Source organism: Bacillota bacterium, from assembly GCA_013178415.1.
Taxonomy (GTDB): Bacteria; Bacillota; SHA-98; order Ch115; family Ch115; genus Ch115.
In genome coordinates this window covers 133,755-146,262 of the sequence record JABLXA010000004.1, presented here as the reverse complement: position 1 = coordinate 146,262, position 12,508 = coordinate 133,755, and the positions used below count along the sequence as shown (strand labels likewise).

The following is a 12,508-nucleotide window of genomic DNA, read 5'->3' as shown; positions in this document are numbered from 1 at the left end:
TATGGCCACATACCTGGGGTCAGAGCCTCACTTCGCATGGGATACAGTATGGTATGCACCTTGTGTGAAGGAAGATTGGCGGCGATTTGGGCCACTGAAATATGATGCCGAAGCGCTCATGTCGAGATTTTGAGACGCGCTCTTGAGATAGAAGCTCTGGACCCCGGGGGTCGTCTATATTGACAGGCCTGATCGACACCCGTAGTACAGTGGACAAGCTGTCACCAAATGTGTTCATGAGGCAGAGGTGTGCCTATATCTCATGAGCCACCTTCATTGCCTCAAAGACCGCATGGGTTATTCTCCTGGGCCTTGAAGCATCACCAATGACATAGTAGTCTATGCCCGAGCCTTCGAGCTGTCTTGCGAGAGTATCCTCTGATTTTGACCCAACAGCCATCACGACTGAGTCGAAATTTGGCAGGGTTTCAGTATTTCCATCCCTTTCGACAGTTATATCCCGTTCTCCAATCGATGTGAGCTTCGCGCCTGTAATCACCTTTACCCCCTGCTTGCCAAGCCGGTCGAGTAGGAGCGCACCCACAAGCGGACCTACATCAGAAGCGATGCGAGGAAGCATTTCCACAATGGTTACTTCATGCCCCTTCTCCGCCAGAAATTCCGCCGTTTCACATCCCACAAGACCTCCGCCGATAATTACAACCCTCCTGCCAACGCTGGCTTTGCCAGAGAGGACATCCCACGACATAGCTACATTCTTGCCATTCACGCCAGGCACGTCAACTGTGGCAGGAACTGCGCCAGTCGCGATCACTACAACATCTGGCCGTTCAGATCGAATCGCATCAAGCGTTGCCTCTTTATTGAGCTGGACGTTTATCCTGAGTCGCCTCATCTCGTTCATGAGGAAATCCTTGAAGGTCATGATCTCGCCCTTTTGTGGAGGAGTCGCGGCAAGGGTCAGTTGCCCCCCAAGACTGGATGTCTCTTCCCAGAGAGTGACATTATGACCTCTCAATGCCGCCACCCGGGCAGCCTCCATCCCAGCGGCGCCACCTCCGACCACAAGGACTCTGCGCGGGCGCGAAGCCTTGGCAAGCGTGAATTGCGTCTCGAATCCTGTGCGGGCGTTGACAGTGCAACCAATCGGATGGTCTTGGAACAATTCATCGATGCATCCTTGGCAACATGCGATACATTTCCGGACCTCGTCAAGCCGGCCCTCTGAGATCTTCTTCGGCATCTCAGGATCAGTCAGAAGCTCGCGGCCAAAGGCTATAAGGTCGGCCTTCCCTTCTTCCAGGACCTTTTCGGCAACCTCGGGATCATTGTACCTTCCGACCGAAATCACTGGGATCTTGACAACTGATTTGATCCCTTTGGCGAGATCGGCTAGACATGCTCTGGGCATAGCCATGGGCTGTATGATCCACACAGCCGACTCATACACGCCAGCAGATACATGAAGAGCATTGATACCCTCCTGTTCGAGCCGCTGCGCAACGATCTTCGTCTCATCTAGTTTCAGCCCGCCAGGAACTTTCTCATCAGCGCTCATCCGGTAGAGGATCGGGTAATCAGGCCCCACCGCCTGTCTTACCGCCCGCACTACCTCCAGAGGAAACCTCATCCGATTTTCCAGCGAGCCGCCATATTCATCGGTGCGTTTATTTGCATAAGGAGACAGAAATTCATCAATGAGATAACCATGCGCGCCATGAACTTCCACTGCATCGAAGCCAGCAGCCTTTGCTCGCCTGGCTGCCTCTCCAAAGGCCTTAACAAGCTCTGCAATCTCTTCCTTTGTCAATTCCTTGGGTGTCTCGGGTTCAGTTGGATCGGGGATCGGAGATGGGGCTACTATGGGCTGACCGGTGACACTCGATTTCGTTTGCCTGCCGCCATGATAAAGCTGTATAGCTATCTTTGCGCCATGCGTATGGACGGCATCCACCAGACTTCTGAGACTAGCAATAAGCCTGTCTGAATAGATCCCCACCTCATTTTGGAATCCTCGTCCCGACAAATGCACATACGAGGCCTCGACTATTATGAGACCCACGCCGCCTTTCGCGCGCTCCACATGATAGGCGCGCAACCTATCGGTGACAGAACCGTCTTCATATGCATAATTCGTCACCATCGGAGGCATGACGATCCTATTTCGCAATTGCATATTCCCGATCTTGATTGGACTCATCAGTAGCTGGAAACTTCCCATGTGGCTATCGCTCCTTTCGCCGCCAGGCGCATCGAATATGATTCGCGCATGTATGATTCGTATGTATATGATCCATGCATGCATGGCCTACTCGTCGGTGATCTATGCCATGGCTTAGGATGTGCTGTACGGCCCACATATATGCCTATAATGTGTATGGGTCAGATGCGGATACGCCCGAGTCAGGCCCGAATACGCGGGGGAAACCGCAAAGTCCATTTCATCCTGCGCCATCCCTGCCCTCAAATTGGGATTTTGCGATATAATATAAGTGGGAATGATAACAGATTCTGCAAAGGCGCATTGTGAGGGTGGGCTATGATAAGCAGGGAAAAGAAGATAGAGGCGCTCAACAATTTCACGGCGATGGTAGCAAACAATCCGGCATTGACATACTTGATGGGATATCTGACAGGGCAGGTGGATCGTGTCCATTTTGTCAAGGATCTGACCTCAGCCGAAATCGCCGTCAGGATATCCCAAGACAGGCTTACAGTCTGGCCGGCTGAGCCATTTCGGGCCACTGTGTCAGGACTCATAGTGCTAAACCCGCTATCTTTCGCCGCTTCCGTGAGCAACATGAAAGACCCCATATGCGTCTCTCTAAACTTTGAGAATTCTGAGAATGCCCCCTGGTATCAGGAAGTCTTGCTTCCTGACGTCTCATACGTGAAGGGCGCAGAGGAGGCAGCGGAGGATAAGGCAAAGGAGCTCCGTTCCGAAATGGACAGGACCCTAGACATCTACAGGGAATGTAAGAGGTTGCTGGAATCAGACACAGGCGAAAGACGCAAGGAACTCGACTATTATCTCACTGTTGCTCAGAACCAACTGAGAGAACTAAATCGCCAGCTCGAGCAAGTCACCCTGGAGATCAACCGGCTTTCGGAAAAGTAAATGGGAGTTTTTCATGGCCATTTGCGGGGATAATATAGAGTGATCATTGTTGTTCATAAATGCGAGTTCAGAGCTTTCCGGAGCTTTCTGACGGACGATATAACGCGAGTCCGAAGCTTTCTGACGAAAGATTCGTGTGGGCAGGCCATCATCTCTTGGGCCTTGTCAGGTTCATTATTGGCACAGGAGGTGGTTAGCACCAGCAAGTCTACAATGCTCAAATGATCACATTATTCCAGTAAATGGAGGGATGAAAAGATGCCTGATTTGGTGCCATGGGATCCGTGGAGAGAACTTGTAGATTTCCGGGACGCCCTTGAGCATTTCTGGGCGCGAAGATTTCCCAGACGGCGCGGAGAGGGTTGGTTTACCGGAGGCTTATGGTCTCCCGCTGTAGACGTATATGACCGCGGGGATTCGATAGTAGTGAAGGCAGAAATCCCGGGTGTAAGTAAGGATGAGATCAACCTGACGCTCACTGAGGATGGCCTTACCATCAGTGGCGAGACGCGGCGTGACGAAGAGATCAAGGACCGGGATTATTATCGCCGTGAAAGGAGCTATGGGAGCTTCACGCGGACGATCCCGCTCCCGGTGGCGGTGCAGAAGGAAGGAGCCAAGGCCACCTTCAAGGATGGAGTCCTGGAGGTGACATTACCGAAGGTCAAAGGCGCCGGGCCGCGCGGCACGCAGATCAATATAGAGTAGCCGGTGATGGGCGGGCGATGACCCGCCCATAAACATAGTGCCAACTGGCCCTGTTATTCCGGCGAGGATAGTATCATCTGTCGCTACTGTTTCCGGCGGACAGTAGCGTTTTCTGCTACTATCCTTTGAGGACAGTAGCAGATATTGTCACTGTTTTTGGCGGATATGGGCGTCTGCTGCTACAGTTCAAGACGGATAGTGGCAACTACTGACACTATCCCCGGCTGATAGTGTCAGCTATGGTCACTGTTCTGGCTGGACGATGTCGATAACTGACACTATTCCCCTAAGCGGCGCCAAAGTCCCTATTCGTTGTTTGATATATGCAAATGTTCAGCTTGTGGAGGCTGAGATCTGCTACCCGTTAATCCAAGTATCATCCACACATGCTAATAGTTGGGTTAGCTTCCTAAGGTGCAACATGGGAACTGACGAAGATTTCGCCACTTTGGCGGGAGACCTGACAGATTTCTGGTCACCCTAGATCTATGGTGGCAGATTTTTCGTCAGGTTCTGGGCGCATCTGACGAGAATTTCGCCAGTTTCTTTCCGAGACTGGCGACATGGTCGTCAGGGCGAGCAAATTTTGGAAGGACCTGGATCCATTTTGGAAGATCTTAGGACAATTTTGCTGAGAAGTGGCATAAATCTCGTCAGGTTTTGCCGGCAGGTGACGGCGGCGTCGCCACATTAAAGGCAAACCTGGAGACAGACTCGTCAGTTGAGGCGCAAAGATTACATCATTTTCGTCGTCTGACCTTGCGGCGGCAATCTCATGCTGCCATGTGATTCCTCATTTGGGCCACAAAGAAGCTATATGCCCCTATGACACCAACAATCTTGACCTATTACCTCGTTAACACTACGATATAATTGTTGGGGTGAGATCTATGGAACAGGCAAGAATACGAAGGGTTAAGACTCATCTGAGCGAGTACCTACATAGGGTAAAAGGGGGAGAGGCCCTCATAATTAGGGAGCGCGGCAAACCGGTGGCATTGCTCACATCTGTCCAACATGAGAGACTCCCTGATAGGGCGCTAGACCTTCTGCAATCCGGCCAGGCAAAATGGCAAGAGGGTAAACCTAAGGGAATAGTCAAACCCTATAATCTTAGGGGACGGCAGACCTTGTCATCATTTGTGTCGGAGGACCGGTGATGATCTGCCGCATGGACACACGTAGAGGCTAATGGGGGCCTGGGAATATGGGACCGGCTGCCATGATGCCCTAAGATAAAAGATATCTTCCGCTGAAAATCTAGGCTCGCCTGACACCCGGTCCTCTGCGCTTTTCCTTGCGGAGCTTTACTTGCCGAATCTATCCTTCTGACACGAAGCGTTTGATCCCCTTGAGAATCCATTCAGGTGTAAGGTGGGCCTCGTCAAGCACTTCACCCACGGTACCGCCGGTGCGCCATCTGTTGTCCCAGTCAGAAGAGAGAGTATACCTCTCAGCTTTCTTATCATATATCCAGTCGTGCATCAGGCGCCTCGCCATGTTGGTTATGCACATAGAATGCGCCCAATCTTCTTCTGGGAGCACCATTTGTCGGTAATCCTCCGGCTGCCGTGTGAAAAGCTCATAGCTGATGGCAGCTATCACCTTTATGTTCAGCCCCTCCTCATCGAGCCTGGGAAGAATCTTGCATACGCCCTCGGTAGTGCTCGTCCCCTGGACAATGACAGTGCCCATCTTAGGTTTATCTGCTCTGAAATCCCTCATGACATAGGCTCCCCTGGCTGCTTCGAAGTGGGATGGAATACCCAGCGCCGCCCGGTCGGGGATAGAGATAGGTGGCCGGGTAAGATGTATCGCTATGATAGGAATGTCTTCCTCAACCGCCACCTGAAGGGCCCTGGCAAGAACAACAGGGACCTCATTATACTCCCATGGATGGACATTGATGATTTTGCCATCAGGGAAAAGCTGCGTGACCCCGGGCGCGAAGATCCCGAAATGGGTCCTCGAATCATCAGCGGTCTCAGGCCCGGAATGGCCGACAACCCACAGGACTTTTCCCGTTTTAATAGGGGAATCCTGGGCTAACTGGCTCAAGAGCCTCATCATGCCATATTTCAGATAAGAGAACGACCCATAAGTTGAGCATGCTCCCAAGAATCCATTGAAATCGCGGCGCTGTTCTTCCGAAAAGTTTGTCGTGGCAAGCCCGGCCATGATGCCAGAGTTTACAAACTCCGTGATCTCCTGAGGCAATATCACACCGTCTGGATTGGTATGACGATCATACCAACCATAACCCGGAAAATCACCCCACCCTTTTCCGAAACCGGATATGAGAGTTGATTCGGCAAGGTCTGCAGACGCCACCAGGAAGAGCGGTCTCCCATATTTTTTGTGGCACCAGGCATTGACCCATGCGCCCCAATTGCCGAGGCCCTGACGATTGGCGGCTGACGAACCTGCGGAGACATACAGCTTCTCGGGATACTTTTTGAAATCATACAATTCTGGGTCATGCAATGGGTTCTCGCTGAAAGACACTTTCATGCCAGGGATATCCTGCGGCACGCTTTCCCCTAATTCCACCAAAGTCTCGGAAACGTAATCGACTAGTTCCCGGTCGGAGCGGATGACTTCGGCCACGACCTCAAGGTTTGAGAGGAACTGGCGCTGGAGGGCGTCTGGGTCCGGCGGCGCAGATTTGCCATACCCCTCAAAAGTAACCCCATACTTGTCCATGAATGGTTTCTTGGTTTCCCAGAATATGTCGCTGTTGAGCTTGTGCGGAGTCCCGTGCGATTTGTTGTCGTAAACAAGGTATCCGCGCCCTTTTTGGGTCTTGAGCCATGCCATGCTTGGCACCCTGTCGGGGTTAGGCCCAAATCTCATCTCTATCAAGGTCCTGGCCACGCTTTCCCAGTCGTTCCCCTGCTCAGTGCCCACAGTCCGCCAGCCATAAGAAGCAAACCAGGTTTCGGGCGTCCCATAGATGACACGACTTATGGGATGATCATCTATGCCATAGTCGTTCCAATCGATTACAAAGAAAAGGTTGTCTAACCCCAGCCCCCACGCTGAGTTCTTGACCTCATGATAGATTCCGGCACTATGCCCTCCTTCTCCTTCAAAGGCAAAAACCTTCACGTCGCCGGCGCCGGCACGTTTCAGTGCAAGAGCCTGGCCGACTGCCGCAGAGGAGCCATGTCCTGAAGGTCCAGTATTGAATTTGAGGATCAGGGTCTTTTCATTTACCTCGGCATGTCCCGGAAGCCCGCCCCTGTGCCTGAACCCGACGAGTTCGCGAGCGTAGAGAGCCCTTTCTGGAGAGATGAAATATCTCTTATCCCCGGTCTTTTCGTATTTGGCGCGCATCGCTTCACACAGAGCAGCCATCGAAGCATACACCAGCGGGATGGTATGTCCCCCGACCAGGATGAAACGGTCAGCAAATCTCTTCTCGGGCTCGCGTATGTCCCAACGCATTATACCCGACAACAATGTAGCTACCATAGCCTGCATCTTAGACCGCGACCCGCCCGGATGCCCGCTCTGCCTGTAGTTGAGCATAAGATCAATGAACTGATCGATCGCATCACCGAGTTTCTCCCAATATTTTATATTGGATTTGGCCTTTTCAAACAATTGCACAGAAACGTCTGGGAATGCTGTCATCTGACCTCTCACTTCTCCTTTCCGGCTCGGAAGGCCTATCGCATCATTAGGCTGGACTTCAAAGATCTTACCGCTCCAAACCTCATATTGTGGAGTAGCAGAAATTCATGACGCCCAACTCAGCGCGAATATAATCCTAACAATTAGACAGATGGCGGTCCTATTCCTGCCTGATTTGATTCACTTATTACCAGAGGGGTATTTCTCGGTCAAGGTCGCCATTTGTCACCAGGCCTTGCCATCACGCTGTTTACGCTTCTGATAGATACGATATTCCTTTGCATTCAGAAAAACCCCTTCTGAGACAGCAAGGATTTCTGATCGCAAGACATTCGCGCCAATGGGGAACCAGTGAGGCTTCATACTCGGTATACAGGAAGATGCTTTGGAAAAGCGAAAATGACGTAAAATATAATGGCATATACAAGATAGATGCGTATCGCATTCCATAGGTCAGCATCCATTCCAGTAGTCCTGTAATGAAGTCGGGTGGCAAAAGGGGAGGGGTGGCAATGCAATCAAATCATAGATACCGGAAACGGGAATCTATCATCTCTCTAATCGTGGTATTTGCTGCAATGGCCTTGATGACTGGTCGCTTGTTTACACGCCCCCTAGACGATCCGGGATCCTCATACCGGATGCCCTCGATGATCCAAGAGACAGTGTCCCATGGATATCATGTCCCAATTCTCATGTACCACCATGTATGCCCAGTTTCAATAGGTTGTGGCCTCGGCCTCAGAGTTCGGCCTTCAGACTTTGACGCCCAGATGCGTTACCTTTCCGAACATGGATATCATGCTATTACCCTAGGGGAATTGGTGAAAAATATTCGGGGAGGCGGAAAGATCCCCAATAGCCCAATCGTCATAACCTTCGATGATGGTTATGATGACGTCTATCAGTATGCATTTCCGATTTTAAGGAAATATGGATTCACCGCCACTGTATTCCTCGTATCATCTTGGCTTGATTATCCAGGGAAATATAAGGTCCTATCATGGGAGCAGGCCCGAATTATGTCAGAATATGGCATCGAGTTTGGCTCGCATACGCTCAGCCATCCCAATCTCCTGCAATTGCCAACTTACAAGGCTAAGGAAGAGATTTCCGAGAGCCGGGCAGCGCTTGAACGCCACCTCGGAAAGCCTGTCATCGTTTTCGCTTACCCCTTCGGCCTGTTCAATCGGGATATAAAATCGTTCGTCGAACAGGCTGGATACGTGGCGGCGGTGACCACGATCCAGGGATTTGGCGATTTTCCTTGCGCCGATCTCTTGATGCTGAAGCGCATCAGGATAATGGGCTCGTATTCGCTTGGTGATTTCGTTCGGCGCCTGAATTACCCGGTGACGCTTATCTCTCCGCCTAAGGTTACGCAGAGACCGCTTCCTGGTTCCCCTGGATGGAATAAGGAGGAATCAAGGCTCACGAGCATTTTCAATTCTAGTTCTATAGTTCGCGGCAATCCGAACAGAAAAACCATAGCTCTCACATTTGATGATGGACCAAAACCCGGGATAACGAAATTATTCCTGGATGTCCTTGACGAATATGGAGTGAAGGCAACTTTTTTCCTCACCGGAACCATGGCGGAACGTTATCCAGAACTGGTAGCGGAGATAAATTCCCGTGGTCATGTGATTGGCGATCATGCCTATTCTCATCAAGATCTTACACAATTATCACATGACGCCATCCTCAATGAACTTCAAAACACGCGGATGCTGATCAGAGGAATCACCAACAAGACGATTCGCCTTTTTCGTCCGCCTGGGGGAGCGATCAATGAAACAGTTGTTAGGACAGCGGCTAAGGCTGGGTTCATAACTGTCCTGTGGACCATAAATGCCGATGATGTCACCCTTTCGAATGCTCAGGCGATTGCCGCGCACATATTGTCAAGGGCAGCTAATGGAGATATTGTGCTAATGCACGATGCGACCCCCGCCACAATTAAGGCTCTTCCCATTATCATCACAGGCTTGAAGGAAAGGGGATATCAGTTTGTGACCGTAGACGAAATGATTGTTGAGAATATGCGATCGGCTCGCCGTGGGATCATAAAAAAGATGATCGCAGCATTGAAGCAGCGATTGCCACGATTGCCGCGGGTCTCTTTCCGCTGATTCATATTTCCATATCAGTACGGGCCCCATGAAGGAGGAGACTTTGCCCGGGCTATGGCGGGCCATACGATCATGCGATCATGCTGTGATACTTGCATTTCCAACCTCCATAGGTTATATTTGATTTGCTCAGGAATCAACGATCCCCTTCTCAAGTGCATTTTTGCGTGAAACATCACGCAAAGCCTTGAGATACAGGATTTCGGAATCTGGCGGCTTCGGCTGGGAGAGTCCTGAGCTCGAAATACCGCGCAGGAATGCGAAAGGAGACAGCCATGAGGATCAGACCCGCAACCTGGATCACCGGTTCCCACACAGTTTTATAATGATAGGGTGAGACTGGCAGGTTGCCTGACTGATTCGCGAGGAGCGCAGGTGGAAGCGCGCGGCCGCGCTATGCAGCGTCTGGCGCGATTCTGCCCTGATTCTACGTCCCGGGCTGGTCCTGGTGCACGGATATCGGCGGCGACAGCTGTCGCCGTTTCTGATTTATATATCGCCCGCTTTCAGCGATGCAGCATATCACCATCGCCATATTAGCGACCATTACATTTGTCATCGGCCCCCGGTAGCGCATCTCAATCTGGGCATTTTGGCGGGACCAAACTGCGATACACAAAGACATCGCCATCGCGGCATAAACGGCCATCCGATCCAGCCTGACACAGGCATTCAAGAGACCTACATGATTTGATCATCCGGAATGCGACGACTGAAGGTTGAAGACAGTCTCACCCCCATGTTCTCGACAAGGGGGTTTTTCTATGAATAGACCTATACTCCAGGCGGTTGATATATGCAAATCCTATGGATTCCATGAGATTATAAAGGGGATCAATCTCATACTGCGAGAAGAAGAAAAAGTGGGCCTCGTGGGGCCAAATGGGGTGGGGAAATCTACCTTGCTCAAGATCCTTGCCGGCATTGAGGCTCCGACCTCTGGCTCAGTCAATGTGTTCAAGGAACAGCTGACCTTGGGGTATGTGCCCCAGGATCCGGCATTCGATCTGATGAAAACGTCACGAGAGATACTCACCGAGAAAGAAGCCATACTCGGACCTGCGGCCAGGTCATCCGTTGAGGAGGTCCTAAGTCGTTTCCGTCTTGCCGGGGACGAGGGAGATCTGTGTGTAGCGAATCTGAGCGGGGGCCAAAAGACCCGGCTGGCTTTGGCGCTCGTGTGGATGGAGCGCCCCGACATTCTGCTGCTCGATGAACCCACGAATCATCTAGACCAGGACGGCCTCGTCTGGCTTGAAAGATTTGTGCGCGATTATCCGGGGACGGTCATGGTAGTGTCACATGATAGGTATTTCCTTGATACCGTGATCTCCAGGGTCATCGAACTCGCGCCAGATCGTGCCACAGAATACTATGGCAATTATACGTCTTACAGGGATGCAAAGGCAAAGGCGTTCGCCGACCAGTCAGCGAGGTATGAGAGTGAACAGAAGGAGATTCGAAGGATCGAGACGGCCATTGACCGGCAGATGAGGTGGGTTGAAAAGAGCCACAGACATGCGGGTGAGGACTCGGACATTCGAAAGGGAGCCAAAGAGTTTTACAGAGCCAGGGCGAAGCGGATGGCGCGAAGGGCCAAGTCCACCATCAAGAGGCTCGAGGCCATGAAGAAGGTCAGCGTCGAAAAACCAGAGCCGGAGAAGACCATCTCCCTTGGCAGTTTCAAAGAGGGGGCCGTCGGGCGCAGGGTGATCCTGGCGGATGAAATCAGCAAATCCTTTGACAGGCTCCTGTTTGGCCCTTCCAGCTTCAGTGTTGCCCGGGGGGAAAAGGTAGGGATAGTGGGGCCTAATGGAGCCGGCAAGACCACTCTCTTGAGGATGATATCAAGCGAAGAACCCCCTTCTGGCGGCACCATATGGGTTTCGCCAGGAGTGAGGATCGGATACCTAGACCAGGAACTATCGGACCTCAATGCCGAAAATACTGTCCTCGAAGAGGTCCTTAGCGTCTTCGAAAGGCAGACATCGGGCCGCGCCCTGACGGCCAGGACCATTCTCAGCTGCTTCCTCTTTACCCCGGACGATATTGGAAAGCGCATCAAGGTGCTGAGCACAGGGGAACGAAAACGGATAGCGTTGATAAAGCTACTATTATCTGAATTCAACCTGCTGGTCATGGACGAACCCACAGAACATCTGGACCTCCCGTCCCGCGAGAAGCTCGAGGAGGCCTTGGTGGCATACGGTGGGACTCTTCTACTGGTGTCTCATGATAGGTACCTTCTAAGGAGAGTCTGCACGAAAATCCTCGCCATAGAAGGTCAAAGGATAAATACCTATCTGGGCGGATTCGAGGAATATCAACGAAAAAGGGCCGCCGCCGGGCAAGGGGAGGCATATCCTGGCGCTGACGGCTCCCTGACCAGGATGCCTGCATCGGCAGACGAACGGCTTATCCTCGAGATGAGGCTTGCCCGCCTGAATTCCGAGCTGGCCAGGATGTCAAGAGAGGACCCTCGATATTCGACGACGGAGGCCGAATTCTTTGCCATTGCGAGATCTCTGCGCCGGGGTCCATAACGCCGAGGCGGGCCTCCGCCTCCCTGAACTAACCGAACTATTCCGCATGGATAGTTCTAATTACGGACACCATCCCTGACGGACGATGCTAATCTCCTACACTATTACCAGCGAACGATGCAGACTACGGACACTTCGCATAACCTCAGGAGTGTGGAAGTCAATGCTCAACAAAGGGATTGCGAGCTTGTACGCCCTTGTACATCTGGCCGTCACTCAAGTCTTCGGTCCAGATAAGTTTACAGTCTAGCATCTTGGCACTGCAGATGATCAAAGCATCTAAAAAGGACACCCGATTCGTTTCCTGGATGCCAATCGCCTCCACTAGATCTGCCATCCCTGGTCTATGGATGTGCCAGCTCCCAAAATCCTGGATAATCTGGGTCACATCTGCTATAGGGAGAGACATG

At 51.8% G+C, this 12,508-nt stretch carries 9 protein-coding genes; 6 read left to right on the top strand and 3 right to left on the bottom strand.

The window, feature by feature from the left end; genetic code table 11:
* Positions 1–253 precede the first annotated feature (253 nt).
* Positions 254–2,182 (bottom strand): FAD-dependent oxidoreductase, encoded by a 1,929-nt coding sequence (locus HPY52_04760; GenBank protein NPV79575.1) that lies wholly within the window; start codon positions 2,180–2,182, stop codon positions 254–256.
* A gap of 318 nt (positions 2,183–2,500) precedes the next feature.
* Between HPY52_04760 and HPY52_04755 the strand changes: the two genes are divergently transcribed.
* From HPY52_04755 to HPY52_04740, 4 genes are all read left to right on the top strand, one after another.
* Positions 2,501–3,079 carry a hypothetical protein gene (locus tag HPY52_04755; protein NPV79574.1) on the top strand — a complete coding sequence of 193 codons (579 nt, stop codon included), beginning with the start codon at positions 2,501–2,503 and terminating at the stop codon, positions 3,077–3,079.
* A gap of 59 nt (positions 3,080–3,138) precedes the next feature.
* Positions 3,139–3,276, top strand: coding sequence for a hypothetical protein (locus HPY52_04750; protein ID NPV79573.1), 138 nt, complete (start codon positions 3,139–3,141; stop codon positions 3,274–3,276).
* A gap of 61 nt (positions 3,277–3,337) precedes the next feature.
* Complete coding sequence (locus HPY52_04745; protein ID NPV79572.1) at positions 3,338–3,787, top strand: Hsp20/alpha crystallin family protein; 450 nt, start codon at positions 3,338–3,340, stop codon at positions 3,785–3,787.
* Positions 3,788–4,677: 890 nt separating this feature from the next.
* Positions 4,678–4,947 (top strand): type II toxin-antitoxin system prevent-host-death family antitoxin, encoded by a 270-nt coding sequence (locus HPY52_04740; GenBank protein NPV79571.1) that lies wholly within the window; start codon positions 4,678–4,680, stop codon positions 4,945–4,947.
* Positions 4,948–5,107: 160 nt separating this feature from the next.
* Here the strand turns inward: HPY52_04740 and HPY52_04735 are convergent, their stop codons facing one another.
* The gene (locus HPY52_04735; GenBank protein NPV79570.1) at positions 5,108–7,423 is read right to left on the bottom strand and encodes a transketolase; all 2,316 of its coding nucleotides are present in this window, start codon (positions 7,421–7,423) and stop codon (positions 5,108–5,110) included.
* 512 nt (positions 7,424–7,935) lie between these two features.
* Here HPY52_04735 and HPY52_04730 point away from each other — a divergent pair.
* Both HPY52_04730 and HPY52_04725 read left to right on the top strand, forming a co-directional pair.
* Positions 7,936–9,555, top strand: coding sequence for a polysaccharide deacetylase family protein (locus HPY52_04730; protein NPV79569.1), 1,620 nt, complete (start codon positions 7,936–7,938; stop codon positions 9,553–9,555).
* 764 nt (positions 9,556–10,319) lie between these two features.
* On the top strand, positions 10,320–12,098 hold the full coding sequence (locus HPY52_04725; protein ID NPV79568.1) for an ABC-F family ATP-binding cassette domain-containing protein: 1,779 nt from the start codon (positions 10,320–10,322) through the stop codon (positions 12,096–12,098).
* A gap of 160 nt (positions 12,099–12,258) precedes the next feature.
* Here HPY52_04725 and HPY52_04720 read toward each other — a convergent pair whose 3' ends face one another.
* Positions 12,259–12,486 (bottom strand): hypothetical protein, encoded by a 228-nt coding sequence (locus HPY52_04720; GenBank protein ID NPV79567.1) that lies wholly within the window; start codon positions 12,484–12,486, stop codon positions 12,259–12,261.
* Positions 12,487–12,508 lie beyond the last annotated feature (22 nt).

Excerpts from the sequence above, each read along its gene's own strand:
- HPY52_04760 (NPV79575.1), bottom strand. The coding sequence starts at position 2,182 with ATGGGAAGTTTCCAGCTACTGATGAGTCCAATCAAGATCGGGAATATG.
- HPY52_04755 (NPV79574.1), top strand. The coding sequence starts at position 2,501 with ATGATAAGCAGGGAAAAGAAGATAGAGGCGCTCAACAATTTCACGGCG.
- HPY52_04750 (NPV79573.1), top strand. The coding sequence starts at position 3,139 with ATGCGAGTTCAGAGCTTTCCGGAGCTTTCTGACGGACGATATAACGCG.
- HPY52_04745 (NPV79572.1), top strand. The coding sequence starts at position 3,338 with ATGCCTGATTTGGTGCCATGGGATCCGTGGAGAGAACTTGTAGATTTC.
- HPY52_04740 (NPV79571.1), top strand. The coding sequence starts at position 4,678 with ATGGAACAGGCAAGAATACGAAGGGTTAAGACTCATCTGAGCGAGTAC.
- HPY52_04735 (NPV79570.1), bottom strand. The coding sequence starts at position 7,423 with ATGACAGCATTCCCAGACGTTTCTGTGCAATTGTTTGAAAAGGCCAAA.
- HPY52_04730 (NPV79569.1), top strand. The coding sequence starts at position 7,936 with ATGCAATCAAATCATAGATACCGGAAACGGGAATCTATCATCTCTCTA.
- HPY52_04725 (NPV79568.1), top strand. The coding sequence starts at position 10,320 with ATGAATAGACCTATACTCCAGGCGGTTGATATATGCAAATCCTATGGA.